This is a genomic window from Streptomyces corynorhini (genome assembly GCF_003346515.1).
GTDB classification, from domain to species: Bacteria; Actinomycetota; Actinomycetes; order Streptomycetales; family Streptomycetaceae; genus Streptomyces; species Streptomyces corynorhini.
Genome location: NZ_QQNA01000029.1, coordinates 1 through 16517, shown reverse-complemented (window position 1 = coordinate 16517; position 16517 = coordinate 1). Strand labels below are relative to the sequence as shown.

Annotated in this window: 16 protein-coding genes; 5 read left to right on the top strand and 11 right to left on the bottom strand. The window is 73.9% G+C overall.

Going from position 1 to position 16517, the window contains the following annotated elements; all coding sequences use genetic code 11:
• Positions 1-79 precede the first annotated feature (79 nt).
• From DVH02_RS04915 to DVH02_RS04905, 3 genes are read right to left on the bottom strand one after another with little or no spacing between them, the layout of a single operon-like run.
• Positions 80-634 (bottom strand): isochorismatase family protein, encoded by a 555-nt coding sequence (locus DVH02_RS04915; RefSeq protein ID WP_114622434.1) that lies wholly within the window; start codon positions 632-634, stop codon positions 80-82.
• 38 nt (positions 635-672) lie between these two features.
• Positions 673-2244, bottom strand: coding sequence for an MFS transporter (locus DVH02_RS04910; protein WP_407697591.1), 1572 nt, complete (start codon positions 2242-2244; stop codon positions 673-675).
• Positions 2219-2701: a MarR family winged helix-turn-helix transcriptional regulator gene (locus tag DVH02_RS04905; RefSeq protein WP_114622433.1), complete on the bottom strand. Its 483-nt coding sequence runs from the start codon at positions 2699-2701 to the stop codon at positions 2219-2221. Before DVH02_RS04905 ends, DVH02_RS04910 begins: the two co-directional genes overlap by 26 nt.
• A 128-nt stretch (positions 2702-2829) precedes the next feature.
• On the opposite strand from DVH02_RS04905, the gene DVH02_RS04900 reads away from it, so the two are divergent.
• Positions 2830-3261: a hypothetical protein gene (locus tag DVH02_RS04900; RefSeq protein ID WP_114622432.1), complete on the top strand. Its 432-nt coding sequence runs from the start codon at positions 2830-2832 to the stop codon at positions 3259-3261.
• Positions 3262-3291: 30 nt separating this feature from the next.
• Here the strand turns inward: DVH02_RS04900 and DVH02_RS04895 are convergent, their stop codons facing one another.
• The 5 genes from DVH02_RS04895 to DVH02_RS04875 form a co-directional block, all read right to left on the bottom strand.
• Entirely contained in the window at positions 3292-5850 is a 2559-nt protein-coding gene (locus DVH02_RS04895; protein ID WP_114622431.1) for a SpoIIE family protein phosphatase, read from the bottom strand.
• A 146-nt stretch (positions 5851-5996) separates the two neighbouring features.
• Positions 5997-6455: an ATP-binding protein gene (locus DVH02_RS04890; protein WP_114622430.1), complete on the bottom strand. Its 459-nt coding sequence runs from the start codon at positions 6453-6455 to the stop codon at positions 5997-5999.
• 69 nt (positions 6456-6524) lie between these two features.
• Positions 6525-6926 (bottom strand): (deoxy)nucleoside triphosphate pyrophosphohydrolase, encoded by a 402-nt coding sequence (locus DVH02_RS04885; RefSeq protein WP_114622429.1) that lies wholly within the window; start codon positions 6924-6926, stop codon positions 6525-6527.
• Positions 6927-6971: 45 nt separating this feature from the next.
• Positions 6972-7151, bottom strand: coding sequence for an SPOR domain-containing protein (locus tag DVH02_RS04880; protein WP_114622428.1), 180 nt, complete (start codon positions 7149-7151; stop codon positions 6972-6974).
• Positions 7152-7480: 329 nt separating this feature from the next.
• Positions 7481-8233, bottom strand: coding sequence for a GntR family transcriptional regulator (locus DVH02_RS04875; RefSeq protein ID WP_114622427.1), 753 nt, complete (start codon positions 8231-8233; stop codon positions 7481-7483).
• Between the two features lie 132 nt (positions 8234-8365).
• Here DVH02_RS04875 and DVH02_RS04870 point away from each other — a divergent pair, with 132 nt between their 5' ends.
• Together DVH02_RS04870 and DVH02_RS04865 are read left to right on the top strand one after the other, a co-directional pair.
• Positions 8366-9490 (top strand): pyridoxal-phosphate dependent enzyme, encoded by a 1125-nt coding sequence (locus DVH02_RS04870; protein WP_114622426.1) that lies wholly within the window; start codon positions 8366-8368, stop codon positions 9488-9490.
• Positions 9491-9655: 165 nt separating this feature from the next.
• The gene (locus DVH02_RS04865; protein ID WP_114622425.1) at positions 9656-12442 is read left to right on the top strand and encodes a glycosyl hydrolase family 65 protein; all 2787 of its coding nucleotides are present in this window, start codon (positions 9656-9658) and stop codon (positions 12440-12442) included.
• Here DVH02_RS04865 and DVH02_RS04860 read toward each other — a convergent pair.
• The 3 genes from DVH02_RS04860 to DVH02_RS04850 all read right to left on the bottom strand — a co-directional run bounded on the left by DVH02_RS04860 (position 12430) and on the right by DVH02_RS04850 (position 14599).
• Complete coding sequence (locus DVH02_RS04860; protein WP_114622424.1) at positions 12430-13125, bottom strand: GntR family transcriptional regulator; 696 nt, start codon at positions 13123-13125, stop codon at positions 12430-12432. The genes DVH02_RS04865 and DVH02_RS04860 overlap by 13 nt on opposite strands.
• An 84-nt stretch (positions 13126-13209) precedes the next feature.
• Positions 13210-13728, bottom strand: a complete 519-nt coding sequence (locus DVH02_RS04855; RefSeq protein WP_267899046.1) for an LLM class flavin-dependent oxidoreductase — start codon at positions 13726-13728, stop codon at positions 13210-13212.
• A 208-nt stretch (positions 13729-13936) separates the two neighbouring features.
• Positions 13937-14599 (bottom strand): TetR/AcrR family transcriptional regulator, encoded by a 663-nt coding sequence (locus DVH02_RS04850; protein ID WP_114622423.1) that lies wholly within the window; start codon positions 14597-14599, stop codon positions 13937-13939.
• Between the two features lie 111 nt (positions 14600-14710).
• Between DVH02_RS04850 and DVH02_RS04845 the strand changes: the two genes are divergently transcribed.
• Positions 14711-15754 carry a medium chain dehydrogenase/reductase family protein gene (locus tag DVH02_RS04845; protein WP_114622422.1) on the top strand — a complete coding sequence of 348 codons (1044 nt, stop codon included), beginning with the start codon at positions 14711-14713 and terminating at the stop codon, positions 15752-15754.
• Positions 15755-15758: 4 nt separating this feature from the next.
• On the top strand, positions 15759-16517 hold a 759-nt coding region (locus DVH02_RS04840), incomplete at its 3' end, for a TetR/AcrR family transcriptional regulator (RefSeq protein WP_147286000.1).

The following is a 16517-nucleotide window of genomic DNA, read 5'->3' as shown; positions in this document are numbered from 1 at the left end:
GTTCCCCTACGCGGACGCGGACGGCGCGCGGCGGCGGGCGGCGGACGGCGGCGGGCGGACCCGGGGCGCGGACCGCGCGTCAGCCGAGGAGCTTGAGGATCGCCTCGGTCGTGTCGGTCTCGCCGAGCGCCGGGAAGATCTTCCCCGTCGAGTTGTCGTGCACGCCCTGGTCCATGTCGGTGACCGCGTCGGTGGCGATGGTGACGTGGTAGCCGTGCTCGTGGGCGGCGCGGGCCGTGGCCTCGACGCCCTTGCTGGTGGCGATGCCGACCACCACGACCTGGGTGACGCCCCTGCGGCGGAGCTGGAGGTCGAGGTCGGTGGCGTGGAAGGCGCCGAACGTGTGCTTGGTGACGACGATGTCGCTGTCCGTCTGCCCCAGTTCGGGCGCGAAGTCGGCCCAGTCGGCGGCGGGCCGGCCGCCGCCGCGCACGGGCTCCTCGGTACGGCCCGGTGCCCGGCCGGTGACCCGTACGAGCACGACGGGCAGCTCCTTCGCCCGGAAGGCGGCGGCGAGTTCGGCCGCGCGCTCCACGACGCCGTCGGCGGGGTGGACGGTGGGCAGTCCGACGATGCCCTTCTGGAGGTCGACGACGACCAGGGCGGTCCTGGGGTCGAGTGTGGTGGCGGTCATGGTGGTGCTCCTTGCGGTGAGGGGGCGGTGCCGGGCGCTCAGGTGCGTGCGCCGCGAGTGGGGCGCAGGGCCCGGTCCGTGAGGGTCAGGAGGACGAGGAACACCCCGAGGAGGGCGCAGGCGCCCGCCATGAGGCGCAGTCCGCTGTCGCTCGCCCGCTGTCCGTAGGCGAGGGCGATCAGACTGGAGGCGGAGATGGCGCCGATGTACTGCGCGGTGCGCTGGAGTCCGGCGGCCGAGCCGATGGAGTCGGGCGGCGCGTGGGCCTGTACGGCGGCCTGGTTGCTGGTGCCGATCAGCCCCTGGGGCACGCCGAAGCAGACACCGGCGAGCAGCAGGACGGGCAGCGGGGTGGCGCCGCTGAAGAAGAACAGCAGGACGGCGCCGCCGGTCAGCGAGAGACAGCCGAGGGTCAGCGGGCCGCGTATCCCCTTGGTGCGGGCGCCGAGCAGTGAACAGACCAGCGCGGCCAGGGACATGGGCAGCATCAGCAGTCCGGTGTCGCCGGAGGAGAAGCCGCGGGCCTCCTCCAGCCACTGGGTGTAGCCGTACATCACGCAGTAAATCAGCAGATAGCTGGTGCCGTGCCGCAGATAGGTGCGGGCGAGCGGGCCGTTGGCCGCGATCATCCGCAGATCGATGAACGGCCGCGGCCTGCGCAGCTGCCACCAGGCGAGCAGCGCGGCCAGCGCGGCGAAGGGCGCGAGCAGCCACCACGCCGGGTGGGCGAGGTCGAGGAGGAAGAAGACGAGGAGCGTCAGGGCGGTGGCGAACAGCCCGATGCCGAGCGGGTCGAGCGACGTGCCGAGCGAGTCGGGGGCGGCGTCGGGGGCGGACCCGGAGGTCTGCTTCCTGGCCGGGTCGGCGGGGATCCAGAGCACGCCGACGACGAAGGCGAGCAGGGCGACGGGCAGGTTGACGGCGAAGATGCCGCGCCAGCCGACCAGCATCACCAGCACCCCGCCGAGGGTCGGCCCGACGGCCATGCAGCCGAGCGTGGCGAAGGAGAGCCGGGCCAGTACGGGGCGGGGCGCGGGCCGTCCGACCCGGCGGCCCTCGTCGCGCAGTACGGACATGGCGGCCGGATAGGCGGAGGACGTACCGATACCGAGGAGCAGCCGGGAGACGATCAGCCAGCCGAAGGAGGGTGCCGCCATGCCGATCAGCCCCGAGGCGAAGACGATCACCAGCCCGGCGAGGAATATCCGGCGCGCGCCGAGGGTGTCGGCGAGCTTGCCGAGGACGGGCTGGGCGACGGCGCTGGCGAGATAGAGCACGGAGATCAGCCACGCGGTGTCGGCGGCGCCGATCCCGAAGTGGTGCCCGATCGCCACCAGCGCGGTGGAGATCATGGTGGTGTTGAGCGGGTTGAGGACCGAGCCGAGGAGCAGCGGCGCGGTCAGCCGGGCGCTGAACCCGGGGACGGCCGGGGACGGGCCGACGGCCGGGGACTCGGGAGCCGCAGCCGCAGCCGGGGCCGGGGCCGGGGCCGGGAGCTGGACCGGCTCTCCGGCGGCGTCGGTGCCGGGGTCGGCGGGCGCCTGTGTTCCGACGCCCGTGCCACGCGTGGCACGGCCCGTCGGGCTATCGCCGGCCTCCGTCCGAGTCACCCCCTTCGACCAGCCGCTCCAGCAGCACCATGGCCTCGGCCAGCACACGGCGCTCCGGGGCGTCCAGCTCGCGGGCCATGACCTCGGTCAGCCAGCCCCGCTTGGCGGCGCGCAGTTCGGCGAGCGTGGTCAGGCCGGTGCGGGAGGCCGACACGACGGACTGCCGGCCGTCGTCGGGGTCGGGCGTCCGCTCGATCATGCCCTGTTCCTCCAGGGCGCCCAGGGTCAGCCGCATGGACTGCGGGCGTACGTACTCGGCGCGGGCCAGGGCCGCCGTCGTGGCGGGGCCCTCCGCCTCCAGTCGCGCCAGAACGGTGCGCTGGGTGGGCGTGAGGCGGCTGTCGTGGCCCGCGGCCACCCGCATGCGCCGTGCCAGTCTGCCGACCACGGCGGTGACGTCGTCGGCGAGGCGCTCGGCGGTGGGCGCCTCCGCCGGGCCCACGGGCTGTTCGGTCATCCGGTCACCGTAGAAGATGGACAGGCAACCTTGCAAGGTTGCCTGTCTTCTCCCGTCCGGAAGACCCCCGTACCCGCCGTACGGTCCGGTCGCGCACCCCCTTATCGGGACATAATCTCCCGATTGTGATGACTTCCGCGCGCGGCACCCGGATCCGGATAGCCGGCCGGACCCTGCTCGCGCTGCTGGTCCTGGCGTGCTGGCCGGCGGGACCGGGTACGGAGGGCGCGCGGGCCGAGGGGCCGGTGACGCTCGGCAAGCAGGGGCGGATCACCGACAAGGCGGGTGCGCTCGGCGACGACCGGGCCGGGGCGGGCCGGGCACTCGACCGGCCGCACGCGCGCGACCGCGTCCGGCTGTCCGCGGGGGACGTACGCGGTCCGCACAGGGGCCCGGCCGACCAGGGCGCGGCGGCCAATCTCGTACTGCCCGTCGCCGTGGTGCTCGGCGCCGCGGGCGTCGCCGCCTACACGTACACCAAGCGCAAGCGGCGGATGGCGCGCCGCACGACACCGGGCGGCGGCCGGGGCGGGGGCCGGGGCGACGGCCGGGCCCGGTGAGAGCGTGCCCGCCCGGCCGGCTCCGCGCCGTCAGAACATGCTCAGCAGCTGCTCCGCCGTCGGCTCCGCCGCCGCCCGCCCGTCGGGCAGGGCGAGTTCGAACCAGACCGTCTTGCCGCGCGGCGTACGCCGCGAGCCCCACGCCGCGCTGAGCAGCCCGACCAGCTGGAGCCCCCGGCCGCCCTCGTCGGTGTCGCGCGCCCTGCGGCGCCTGGGCTGCACCAGGCCCGCGTCCCACACCTCGCAGACCAGGGTGCGGTCGCGCAGCAGCCGCAGCCTGATCTCGCCCTCGCCGTAGCGCAGGGCGTTGGTGACCAGCTCGCTGACGAGCAGTTCGACGGTGTCGACCAGGGGTTCGAGATCCCAGGCGAGCAATTGCGTCCGGGACAGCTCCCGGGCCCGGCCGACCGAGCGCGGTTCGCGCGGCAGCCGCCAGTCACCGACCGCCTCGGCGGGCAGTCCCTGGATACGGGCCATCAGCAGGGCGATGTCGTCCTCGCCGTGCGAGGTCTCCAGCGTGTTCAGCACGTGGTCGCAGACGTCCTCCAGGGGCCGGCCCTGGTTGGCGAGGGCCGCCCTGAGCGCGCCCAGCCCCTCGTCCAGCGGCTGCTCCCTGGACTCGACGAGACCGTCGGTGTACAGCGCGAGGAGCGCCCCCTCCGCCAGGTCCACCTCGACCTGCTCGAAGGGCTCCCCGCCGACCCCGAGCGGCATCCCCGGCGGTACGTCGAGCATCAGCGCGTCCTCGCCGGGTTCCACCACGGCGGGCGGCAGATGCCCGGCGTTGGCGAACGTGGCACGCCGGGTGACCGGGTCGTAGACCGCGTACACGCAGGTGGCGAGGTAGACCTCGGAGAGGTCCGCGTCGCGCGACTTGTGGGCGACGCGCGACGCCTGCTGCGCCCCGCTGGGGGTGCCGAGGCCGCGGGCGATCTCGTCCAGCGCGGAGAGCACCTCGGCGGGCTCCAGGTCGAGCAGCGCCAGGGTGCGTACGGCCGTACGGAGTTCGCCCATGGCGACCGCGGCGCGCAGACCGCGCCCCATCACGTCGCCCACGACCAGCGCGGTGCGGTGGCCCGGCAGCTCGATGACGTCGAACCAGTCGCCGCCGACCTCGGTGGCCGTGGTGCCCGGCAGATAGCGGCAGGCGATGTCGAGGCCCGCCGCCTCCGGGTCGCCGGGCGGCAGCAGGCTGCGCTGGAGGATCAGCGCGCGCTCGTGCTCCCGGCGGTAGAGGCGGGCGTTGTCGATACAGACGGCGGCGCGCGCGGCCAGCTCCACGGCCAGGAACCGGTCCCGCTCGCCGAACGGCTCGCTGCCCTTCGTACGGGAGAACTGGACCAGCCCGATGACGGTGTCGTGCGCGACCATCGGGACCGCGAAGCCGGACTGGACCAGGCCGCCCGGCTCGCCCGGAATGGTCTGCACCTGTCCGGTGCGCAGGGCGTTCGCGCTGAGCGAGCTGAACGGGAAGCGGTGGACGGCGCCGACGTCCGGCGGCACGTACCCCTCGTCGCCGCTGCCGACGGGGGCCGCCAGCGGCCCGTCGGAGACGGCGCTCGCGAAGCCGACCCGGCGCAGCCGGGCGCTGCCGCCGCCCGACCCGGCACCGGAGGACTCCCCGCGCCCCGGCGGTGCCTCCTCGCCGGTGAGCAGCGACTGGTACAGGTCGACGGAGGCCAGGTCGCAGAAGCCGGGCACGGCGACGTCGAGCAGTTCGCGGGCGGTGGTCTCCAGGTCCAGCGAGTTGCCGATCCGGGCGCTGGCCTCGTTGAGGAGCGCGAGGTTGCGCCGGGCGCTGGCGGCCTCCCGGGCGGCGGCGTGCCGGTGCGTCACATCGGTGCCGACCCCGGCGATACCGAGGACGCTCCCGGAGCCGCTGTGGACGCGGTAGAGGTTCAGCGACCAGTTGCGGCGCTCGTCGTCGGCCGGCCTGACGCCGACGATCGGCAGGTCGGTGACGGACTCCCCCGTCTCCAGGACCCGGCGCAGCGCGGCGGTGAGCCGGTCGGCCTCGGAGGGGGAGAGGTAGTCGTAGGCCGTACGGCCCCGGTGGTCGCCGACCCCGCCGCCGAAGACGGTGGCGAAGCGCTGGTTGGCGCGCTGCACTCTGAGGTCGGTGCCGAACAGGAGGAAACCGAAGGGAGATTGGCCGAAAATGGCCTGCGAAGAGGCCAGGTCGGTTTCGATCCGGCGCAGCGCGCGGACGTCCACGACGATGCAGAGCGCGGCCCGCTCGCCGCTCTCCGTCTCGCTGGGCATCACATAGACCTCGGCGAGCCCGGTCTCCCCGCTCTCGCCGGGCACCCGGAAGGGGAGCAGCCCCGTCCACTCCTTGCCGTCGAGGATCTCGCGCACCTTGCGGCGCCCGCGCGACCGCAGGTCGGCAGGCATGAGCACCTCAACGGGGTCCTTGCCCCTGACCTCGTGCGCGGCCACGCCGAACAGCTCGGCGGCCCGCTGGCTCCACTGATCGACCAGCCCATCGGGGCCGATCGAGAACGAAGCGGCCTTGATGTAGTCATAGATCGAGCCGGGCGGACTGCTCTGCCATACGACGTCGCCCGCCGCCCCAGATATCTCGCTCACGCGACCGTCCCCTCCAGCTCACGCACCGGACCGGCCTTGCCCGCAGTATTCAGCACTACGGCCCCGGCCGGCACGCCGTTCACGATCACAGCACAGTCTCGCTCTTTTTGAGCCGAGTCGGGCGTGATCGTTGTCCCTTCACACTTCTAACCAGAGAGGGGCAGCTCGAACCACACGGTCTTACCTGTCTTCCCACGTCGCGTCCCCCAACGACGTGCGGAACAGGCCACGAGGCGCAGCCCACGGCCCCGTTCGTCGTCGGGTCCCGGGGTGCGTTCGACGGGAAGGTCGGCGAGCGGGTCGGAGACCTCGACCAGCAGCGCGGGCGGTTCGGGCGGCTCGGGCGGCTCGACCGCACCGGCCGGTGCGGCGGCGGGCCCGCCGCCGATCGTCAGCCGCACTCCGATCGGCCCGGACGCGTACCGCAGGGAGTTGGTCATCAACTCGCTGACCAGCAGGACCGCCATCTCCGCCACCGCGACGGGCAGGCTACGGGCGCGCAGCGCCTCGCGCACGACATGGCGGGCGGTGCGCACGGCGTCGGGCTCGGCGGGGAAGGTCCACTCGGCGCACGCACCGCTCTCCGTGTCGATCAAGCCGACCACATCCCGGAACCGACGGGGGACCCGCGCCGTATGGGGCGGTAAAGGTCACATACCCGATAACCGGGACAATTACCGCCCCGGGGCGGGCAGCCGACGGGCGGCCTCGGCGACCGCCGGGCGGTCCTGGTCGAGCCAGTCCACCGTGTGGATCTCCTCGGGGCCGAGCCAGCGCAGTTCGTCGTGGTCCTCCAGCGGCCGGGGCTCGCCGGAGAGCAGCCGGACCGTCCAGACCTGGAGCACGAGGCCGGGCATCAGCGGCCACTCGCCGGGGATCCGCTCCACCGGCCGCGCCTCCACGCCGAGTTCCTCGCGCAGCTCGCGGACGAGGGCCTGCTCGGGCCGTTCGCCCGGCTCCAGCTTTCCGCCGGGCAGCTCCCAGCGCCCCGCCAGCTCGGGCGGCGCGCTCCGGCGGGCGGCCAGCAGCCGCCCCCGGTCGTACACCGCGCCCGCCACCACTACCCGATCAGTCATGCGCCGGAGCGTAACCGTCCGGCGGGCGCCCCCGCCGGACGGGTCCTACCGGACGGACGGACCGGCCCGCTCCACCGAGTAGAGCTGCTGGTGACCCCGCCCGTGCAGCGTGTCGGCCATCTTCTGTGCCTCGTCCTGTGTCGCGTACCGCCCGACGCGGTAGCGCGCACCATTGTCGTCCTGCCGTATCACCAGCCAGGGAAGCGCGGTCCCGCTCTCGTTCATCGCACTTCTCCCGCCGCCGGCCCGCATCTCTCCGATGATCCCCAGGAAACCGCAATACGCATATGCCCGAGCGTACGCCTGACCCTTACGGAGCGGTTATGTCTTTTCACGAAGAGGTACGCATCCGGCCAACAAAGCGCCGAAAAGAGGGGGGCGGAAACTCGCTGTTCACGCCCCCCGGCACCGTCGCACCCCGCGATCAGCCGTCCCGTACGCCCCGCCAAGTCCGTACGAGCGACGCGAAAACGGACATCCCACGCCCGGCCGACGACCGGCTCGGGATCACATGGGCGGACCAGAACGTCCGATACGAGTCACCTGACCGTGCGTCACCTGACGGAGAGGTGGTACGCGATGCGGTACCGGTCGGCGGGGATCACCACGTCCGCCGTCTCCACCGCCCGGCCGGAGGCGAAGTACGTCCGCTCCAGGACCATCACCACATGGCCGGGCACGCCGCCCAGCGCCATCAGCTCCTCCGCCAGCCCCGGACGCGCCCCGACCTCCTCCAGGACGTTGTCCACGACGATGTCGATGGCCGCCATCCGCTCGACCACCCCGCAGCCGCCGAGGGGCCCCTCCTCGGGGAGCATCACCGGGGTGCGCCCGGTGACCGTGAGGGGCTCCCAGGAGGTGGAGAGCATCATGGGCTCGCCCCCGTCCCGGAAGACGTAGCGCGTGCGCATCACGCGCTCCCCCGGCTCGATCCCGAGCCGCTCGGCGATCTCGGCGCTCGCCTCCTCCTGCTCGCTGCGCGACTCCCAGGTGCCCCGCGCTCCCGCCTCCGTCTGCTCCTGGCGGAACGGGCTGGAGCCGGACGGCGGCCGGTAGCCGGAGCGGGCGATACGGCGCGGCACGGGGCGCTCACGGACGTAGGTGCCGGAGCCGGAGCGGCCCTCGACGAGCCCCTCGGCCATCAGCACCTTGCGCGCCTCCAGCGCGACCGTGTCCGAGACGCCGTACTCCTCGCGGATACGGGCCTGCGAGGGCAGCCGGGCGTGCGGCGGCAAGGCACCATTGACGATCTTCTCGCGAAGGTCGCTCGCAACGCGCAGATAGGCGGGCTGCTCACCGAAGGCCACGGGCCACTCCCATCAGCTTGACAGACAGCAACAGCCTGGCAACCGTGGGTTCATCACCGCAAGCGTGGGCCAGGGTTTCACTCGAAGTGATGATCATGGGTTTACACAGTCACCCATGCTGTAACTGCTGCCATGCTGACGCCCATGACCACGACGTATCGATGCCCGGCCGACGGCGCCCGCGCACCCGTCGACGCGGCCCCCTGGTGCTGCCCCCGCTGCGGCGGTCCCTGGGATCTCGACTTCGACGCCGGTTCTGTACAGCTGGCCGCGCTGCCCCACCGGGTCGACTCGCTGTGGCGCTACGCGGAGGCGCTGCCGCTCGGCCCCCCGTCGGCGGGCCTCGGCGAGGGGCGCACCCCGCTCGTGGCGCTGACGCCCTCCGTGAGCGCGAAGCTCGACTTCCTCATGCCGACGCTCTCCTTCAAGGACCGGGGCGCCGTCATGCTCGTGGAGCTGGCGCGGCGCCTCGGGCCCGAGCGGGTACGCAGGGTGATCGCCGACAGCAGCGGCAACGCGGGGACGGCCGTCGCGGCGTACTGCGCGCGGGCCGGGCTGCCCTGCGTCGTCTACGTGCCGGAGGCCACCTCCCCGAAGAAGACCGAGCAGATCCGCGCCCACGGCGCCCGCCTGGAGCGCGTCGCGGGCGACCGCGAGGCCACCGCGCTGGCCGCCCGCGCCGCCGCGGACGAACCGGGCACCTTCTACGCGAGCCATGTCCACAACCCGTACTTCCTGCACGGTACGAAGACCTACGTCTACGAGCTGTGGGAGGAGTACGGGGGCCGGCTCCCCGAGACGCTCGCCCTACCGGTCGGCAACGGCACGCTGCTGCTCGGCGCCGCCCTCGCCGTCGCCGAGCTGTACGGAAACGGGCTCATCGGCGAGCGCCCCGCCCTGGTCGCCGTCCAGGCGGAGGCCGTCTCCCCGCTGGCGACGGCCTTCCACGCGGGCGCCGACGACCTCCCGCCGCGGCGGGAGACCGCGACCGCGACCGCGCCCACGCTGGCGGAGGGCATCGCCATCCCGCGCCCGCCGCGCGCCCGCCAGATCCTGCGCGCGGTCCGCGACTCCGGCGGCACCTTCCTGACCGTGACCGAGAACCAACTGCGCGCCGCGCAGCGGGACCTGGCCGCCCGCGGGCTCTTCGTGGAGCCGACGGGCGTCGCCTGCTGGGCGGCCATGAGCGGCTGGACGGACGGACCCGCGGTGGTGCCGCTGTGCGGCGCGGGCGCGAAGACCGGGCTGAGCGCCTGAGGCGCTCAGGAGGCCGGGCGGGAGGCCGGGCGGGAGGCCGGGCGCCGATCAGGGCGCCGGTGCGGGCTAAGGCCCTGGGCGCCCGGTCCCTGCCGCGCCGGAATCAGCCGTTCACCACGCGCGCCGCGCCCGGACCGCCGCGCCTCCGTTCGTACGGTCCTGAGCGTGAGCCTCCCGTGTACGCGCCTCCTCGCCCCGCTCGTCGTCGGCACGCTGCTCGCGGCGGCGCCACCGCCCCCGTACGACCGGCGCGGCGAGGACCCGGCGGAGCGGCCGGCCCACGCGACCGCCTGCGGAACGGAGTCCGGCCCCGGCGGGCCCGCCACCGCGACCCGGATCGACCCCGCCGACAGCCACCACGCGTACACCGGCAACGGCTACCTCGGCACCCGCGTGCCGCCCACCGGCGCCGGATACGCCGAGAGCGGCGCCGCCACCGGCTGGCCGCTGTTCACCCCGCGCTACGACGGCGCCTTCGTGGCCGGGCTGTACGCGCACGAGCCGGAGACGACTGCCGACCGCCAGGTCCTCGCCGCGCTGCCGGGCTGGACGGCGCTGAGCCTGCGCGTGGGTGACGAGACGTTCGGGGACGGGGAGGGCGGCCGGATCTCCCGCTACCGCCAGAGCCTGCTGGCGCACTGCGCGGTGGTCGTCACCAGCCTGCGCTGGACCACGTCAGAGGGGCGCGTCACCGATCTGACCTACGAGGTCCTCACCGACCGCTCCGACCCGCACACCGGCGCCGTACGGCTGCGCCTCACCCCGCGCTGGAGCGGCGAGGCGGCCGTGACGGGGGATCTCGACTGGCGCGGAGCGCGCCGGATCACCCGGACCGGCGAGGCGCGCACGCGGGACGGCGCCGTCGCCACCTTCCGTACCCGCGGCACGGAGACGACCGGCGCCCTCGCCTCGGTCCTGCGGTCGTCCCCGAGGGACGCGAAGGCCGGCAGGGACGCGAGGGACGGCAGCGATGGCAAGGACAGCAGCGATGGCAAGGACGGCAGGGACAGCAGGGACGGCAGCGTCGCGGGCGGCGCGTTCGCGGTGCGCGCGGACCGTACGTACACCGTCGAGAAGTACGTCGGCGTCGACACCGCCCTCACCTCCCCCGACCCGCGCGCCGCGGCCCTCGCGGCGGCCCGGCGCGCCGCCGCGCGCGGCTGGCAGCGGGTCTTCGCGGCGAACGCGGATGCCTGGGCGCCTCTGTGGGAGGGCGAGGTGGAGGTGGCGGGCGCCGGGCGGGAACAGGCCGAGCTGCGCGCGTGGCTGCGCGCCGCGCGGTACGGGCTGCTGACCGCCACCCGTCCCGGCGCCGCCGACAGCATCGCGCCGACCGGACTGAGCAGCGACAACTACGCGGGGCTCGTCTTCTGGGACGCCGAGGTCTTCCTGTACCCGGGGCTGCTGGCGACCCGGCCGGAGCTGGCGCGCTCCGTCGTCGAGTACCGCTACCGCACCCGCGCGGCGGCGGCGCGCAACGCCGCGAAGCTCGGCTTCAAGGGGCTGTTCTACCCGTGGACCAGCGGCGGCGAGGGCCGTCTCTGGTCGGAGTGCCAGAGCTGGAACCCGCCGCACTGCGTCACGCAGATCCATCTGCAGAGCGATATCGCGCTCGCCGTCTGGCAGTACTACCTGGCCACCGGCGACCGGGAGTGGCTGCGCGAGCGCGGCTGGCCGCTGCTGCGCGGGATCGCCGAGTTCTGGGCCTCGCGGGTGAGCGCCGACGCGGACGGCGGCTACTCGGTCAAGGAGGTGGCGGGCCCCGACGAGTACAGCAACGGGGTCACCGACGGGGTCTTCACCAACGCGGGCGCCGCGACCGTCCTGCGCCACGCGGCACGCGCCGCCGCGCTCGTCGGCGAGGAGGCGCCCGCCGCCTGGACGCGGATCGCCGACCGGCTCCGTATCCCCTACGACCCACGGCGCAAGGTCTACCTCCAGTACGCGGGGTACGACGGCGCGCGGATCAAACAGGCGGACGCCGTCCTGCTGACCTATCCGCTGGAGTGGCCGATGCCCGAGGGCGCCGCCGCCGCGACACTCGACTACTACGCGGAGCGCACCGACCCGGACGGGCCCGCGATGACCGACGCGATCCACGCGATCGACGCGGCGGCCATCGGGGAACCGGGCTGCTCGGCGTACACGTATCTCCAGCGGTCCGTACGGCCCTTCACGCGCGGGCCGTTCGCGCTCTTCTCCGAGGCGCGCGGCGACAAGGCGGGCGCGGACGACCCGCTCTCCGGCTCGCCCGCGCAGGACTTCCTGACGGGGCAGGGCGGATTCCTGCAGGTCTTCACGCACGGTCTGACGGGGCTGCGGCTGCGGGAGGACGGCGTACGGCTCGATCCCACGCTGCCGCCCCAGCTGGCGCGCGGGGTGACGCTGCGGGGGCTGCGCTGGCAGGGCCGTACGTACGAGGTCGCGCTCGGCGCGCGGGAGACGACGGTACGGCTCACCTCGGGCGCGCCGTTCACGGTGCACACGCCGGGCGGCGCGCGCACGCTGACCGGCACGCTCACGCTGCCCACCCGCCGCCCCGATCTCGCCCCGACGCCCGACGTGGCGCGCTGCCGCCCGGCGAGCGCCACCTCCGAGGAGCCGGGCCAGTACGCGGCAGCCGCCGTGGACGGCAGCCCGGCGACGGCCTGGGTCCCGGCCGAGGCCACCGCCGCGCTCACGGTCGATCTGGGCCGCACGGCGAGGGTCGGCTCGGTGACACCCCGGTGGACGCGGACGCGCCCGGCGGCGTACGAGATCGAGACGTCCACGTCGACCGCCGCGGACGCGGCCCGCTGGCAGCCCCTGAAGCCGGGCGCGGAGGCCCGCCTGGTCCGGGTGACGCTCCGCGCGCCCGCCGGGCAGCGCCGGGCGGGGATCACCGGACTGACCGTACGGGAGGAGGAAGGGCCGGGGTCTGCCGGACGGAGGACCCCGGGTCAGTCGTGGTAGCGGTCGTGGTCCATGCCCGCCATGAGGGCCTGGTGGCTGCGGCGGACGTGTTCGCGCATCACGCGCTCCGCGCCGTCGCCGTCCTTGGCGAGGATGAGGTCGAGGACCCGGTGGTGCTCGCGGTCGGACTCGCTGAGGCGGCCGGGCTGCGCCAGGGACGTACGGACCAGACGCGCGTACGCCAGCTGGTTCATGAGGGTGCGGTAGTGGGCCTCCAGCTTGGAGTTGTCGGCTCCGACCACGATGAGGTCGTGGAACTCGTGGACCAGCTCCTCGTACCGCTCGGAGTCGCCCGCGCGCACGGCGGCGTCGGCCGCCGCCATGGTGGCGGAGAGCTGGTCCACCACGGGAACGCTGCCGCGGAAGGCGAGCAGCCGGGCCGCCGCGCCCTCCAGCAGCTCCTTCATCTGGAACAGCTCGGTGATCTCGCGGCGGGACGGGACGGCGACGAACGTGCCGACCCGGGGCCGCACCTCCACCAGCCCCTCGATCTGGAGTTGCTTGAGGGCTTCGCGGATGGGGGTGCGGCTGACGCCGAAGGTCTGCGAAAGGGCCATCTCGGAGAGGCTGGAGCGTGGCGGCAGCTCCCCACTGATGATCATCTGGCGCAGTTCCTGGGCGACTTTGGCCTGCATGCTGGTCTGCTCCAGCGGCCTGCGCGACGGTCGAGCGGGTTCTTGCATGGCACGTGAACCTAGTGCGGGGGCATGCGGGGCGTCAATCGGCCGTGAGCGCCCGCACCGGCTCGATCTGCCATGCAAGGACCTTCATATACTCCCCCGTACTCCGGGTGTCCCGCGTATCCCCGCGAACGCCGGGCGCTGTCGGGGGAAGGGCCGGTCACCGGGAGGGCCGGTCACCGGGAGGCCGGGACGACGCACCATGAGGTCGGGGCGGGCCACCTCGGGGTGGTGCGCCACCGCGGTGTCGAACTTGTCCTTCAGCGCGACCACTTCCTCGTCCCCCTTCATGAGGGGGATGACCATCACGTTGCAGCCCTGGGAGACCGCGAAGTCGTGCGAGGCGGGGTCGCGGGCGGCGATCCACATCGGCGGGGTCGGCCGCTGGACCGGCTTGGGCACGCTGGTGGAGGTGGGGAACCGCCAGATCTCGCCGTCGTGCGCGTAGTCGCCCTGCCAGAGCGCGCGGACGGCGGGCACCAGCTCGCGCAGGTGTTTGCCGCCGTCGGCGGCGGCGAGTCCGTCGGCGAGCCGGTCGAACTCGATCTGGTAGGCGCCCCGCGCGATCCCGACCTCCATGCGGCCGTCGCTGATCACGTCGAGCAGCGCGCACTCCCCCGTGACGGGGACGACCGGGGCGGCGCGGCCGACCGCACCGACCGCACCGACCGCGCGGCCGACCTGGCCGGGCGGGGCTGAGCGCGACCGCCCGGGGTGCCCGCTCCCCCGGGCGGCCGGTTCGTCCCGTCGTCCGCCGAAGTGCGCACGGGGGCGAGTCGCTCACGGGGGCGGCTCGGCCATGCGGGCGGCTCGGTCACGCGGGCGGCTCGGTCAAGCGGGCGAGCGCGACGATGATGCGGCCGTCGATGTCCTGCGGCCACGGGAAGGCGGGGGACACGGCGCGCTGGTGCGCGAGTCCGTGCAGGCCGAGCCAGAGCGCGACCGCGTCGCCCCGCGGGTCGGCGCTGGTGGACTGTCCGGCAGCGGCGCACGCGTCAAGGGCCTCGACGAGGATCCCCATCGTCTCGTTGCCGAGCGCGGCCAGATCCGCCTCGGTCAGTGAACTGGCGTCCAGGTCCGGCATCCAGAGGCCGCCGAACATCGTGCGGTAGCGCTCGGGATGGGCCTGGGCGAAATCCAGATAGGTGTCACAGACGGCGTACAGCCGCCGCCGTGGGTCGGCCCCGGCCTTCTCCACGGCGGAGAGCAGGCTGTTGCGCAGCTCCGCGAACTCCCGCTGCACGACGGCGAGCATGATGGCCGGCTGGTCGGGGAAGTGCGGATAGATCGAGGGTGCGGCGATGCCGACCCGGCGGGCGACCGAACGCAGCGTGATCGCGCGTTCGTCGCCCGCTTCGTCGAGGAGTTCCACCGCGGCGGCGACGATGTCCTCGCGCAGCCGCCCGCCCTCGCCGCGGCGGTTGCGCGCGCGGCCCTTCTTCGGTGCGGCCGAGGCTGTTGTTCCGACGTTTTCCATACCCGTCACCTTACGCCGTGAAGTTTATGGGCGTAGCCCTCTTGCACGTCCATGACTTACACCTGTAGCGTTACGAACGTAAGCGAACGAGTGCAGACCAAGGGAGCAGCCATGACCAACAGCACCGCCACCATCCGCGCCACCGAGATCGTCCTGCCCGGCGAGGTCGAGCCGGACGGGCTCGAAGTCCGGGTCCGGGACCTTCCGGCGCCGGGTCCCGGACAGGTCGCGCTGCGGATGGAGGCGACCGGGGTCTGCTTCGCCGAGCAGCAGATGCGCCGCGGCAAGTACTACGACCAGCCTCCCTTCCCCTTCGTGCCCGGCTACGACGTGGTGGGCACCGTCACCGCCACCGGCCCCGGCGTGGACGCCGGGCTGGTCGGACACCGGTTCGCCGCCGTCACCAAGATCGGCGCGTGGGCCAGTGATCTGCTGATCGACGCGGCGGAGCTGGTGCCCGTGCTCGACGGGGTGTCCTCGGCCGCCGCGGAGACCGTCCTCGTCAACGGGATCACCGCCTGGCAGATGCTGCACCGGACGGCCGGGGTGCGCACCGGCGGGACCGTCGTCGTGCTCGGCGCGAACGGCGGCGTCGGCTCCCTCCTCGTCCAACTGGCCCGGCACGCGGGCATCACCGTGATCGGCACGGCGTCCCCCCGCCACCACGACGCCGTACGCGCACTCGGCGCGACCCCCGTCGACTACCGCGACCCGCACATGTACACGAAGATCCGGGAGCTGGCACCGGACGGTGTGGACGCGGTCTTCGACCACGTCGGCGGGGCCGGTCTCGAACAGTCGTGGCAGCTGCTCCGCCGCGGCGGGACGCTGGTCTCGTACGGCACGGCGGCGACGAAGGACGAGGAAGGCAACTCGCAGCTTCCGGTACTGAAGGTCTTCGCGCGACTGGCGGCGTGGAACGCCCTGCCCAACGGCAAGAGCGCGCACTTCTACAACCTCTGGGCGGGCAAGCGCCGCGCGGTGTGGCAGCAGCGGCTGAGCGAGGACCTGACTCAGGTGCTGCGGCTGGTGGCCGAGGGCGCCGTGGTCCCGCAGATCGCCGCGGAGATCCCGCTGGCCGACGCCACCTCCGCCCTCGCGCTCGCCGAGTCCCGCACCGTACTCGGCAAGGTCGTCCTCGTCCCCGGAACGTGACGGCATGCCCCGCGCCACCGCCGCGTCCGAGCCCCGCCGCGCCCCACGGTCGCGCAACCGCCGGGGCGAGGGCGGCCACCTGCGGGCCGACATCCTGGCCGCCGCGACCGACCTGCTCGACCACGGCGACGAACGAGCCGTCACCCTGCGGGCTGTGGCGCGGCGGGCCGGGATCGCCGCGCCCTCGATCTACCCGCACTTCCCCGGCCGATCGGCCATCATGCTCGCCGTCGTCGGCGAAGCCTTCGCCGAACTGTCCGGCCGCCTCGGGGCAGCAGTCGACGCCGTGGACGGCACGGACACCACGTACAGCACGTACGCCACGGACAGCACGGACACCACGGACACCACCGGCGCCGCCGACGCCGACGCCGATGCCGCCGATGCCGATGCCGCCGATGCCAGGGCCCCGCGGCGTCTGTACGCCGCCTGCCTGGCCTACCTGGACTTCGCCACCGCCCACCCCGAGCGCTACCGCGCCATGTTCGGCGAGCCGACGCATCCCATGGGCGGCGACGCGGGCGTCGGCGACGATCTGACCGCCCTCGGAGCGGACGCCCTGCGCGTCCTGTCCGACGCCCTCACCGACTGCGTCACCGCCGGATACTCGACCAGCACCGACCCCTGCGCCGACGCGATCGCGCTCTGGCTCGGCCTGCACGGACTCGCCCACCAGCGCGCCACGGCCCACGCCTTCCCATGGCCCGCCGATCTCGTACGGCCCATCGTGGCCTCGCTGTCGCGCCTCGGCCCGCCCCTCGCC

Coding starts and splice junctions, on each gene's coding strand:
- DVH02_RS04915 (WP_114622434.1), bottom strand. CDS start 634: ATGACCGCCACCACACTCGACCCCAGGACCGCCCTGGTCGTCGTCGAC.
- DVH02_RS04870 (WP_114622426.1), top strand. CDS start 8,366: ATGCTGACGCCCATGACCACGACGTATCGATGCCCGGCCGACGGCGCC.
- DVH02_RS04850 (WP_114622423.1), bottom strand. CDS start 14,599: ATGGAAAACGTCGGAACAACAGCCTCGGCCGCACCGAAGAAGGGCCGC.
- DVH02_RS04900 (WP_114622432.1), top strand. CDS start 2,830: ATGACTTCCGCGCGCGGCACCCGGATCCGGATAGCCGGCCGGACCCTG.
- DVH02_RS04880 (WP_114622428.1), bottom strand. CDS start 7,151: ATGAACGAGAGCGGGACCGCGCTTCCCTGGCTGGTGATACGGCAGGAC.
- DVH02_RS04905 (WP_114622433.1), bottom strand. CDS start 2,701: ATGACCGAACAGCCCGTGGGCCCGGCGGAGGCGCCCACCGCCGAGCGC.
- DVH02_RS04860 (WP_114622424.1), bottom strand. CDS start 13,125: ATGCAAGAACCCGCTCGACCGTCGCGCAGGCCGCTGGAGCAGACCAGC.
- DVH02_RS04885 (WP_114622429.1), bottom strand. CDS start 6,926: ATGACTGATCGGGTAGTGGTGGCGGGCGCGGTGTACGACCGGGGGCGG.
- DVH02_RS04845 (WP_114622422.1), top strand. CDS start 14,711: ATGACCAACAGCACCGCCACCATCCGCGCCACCGAGATCGTCCTGCCC.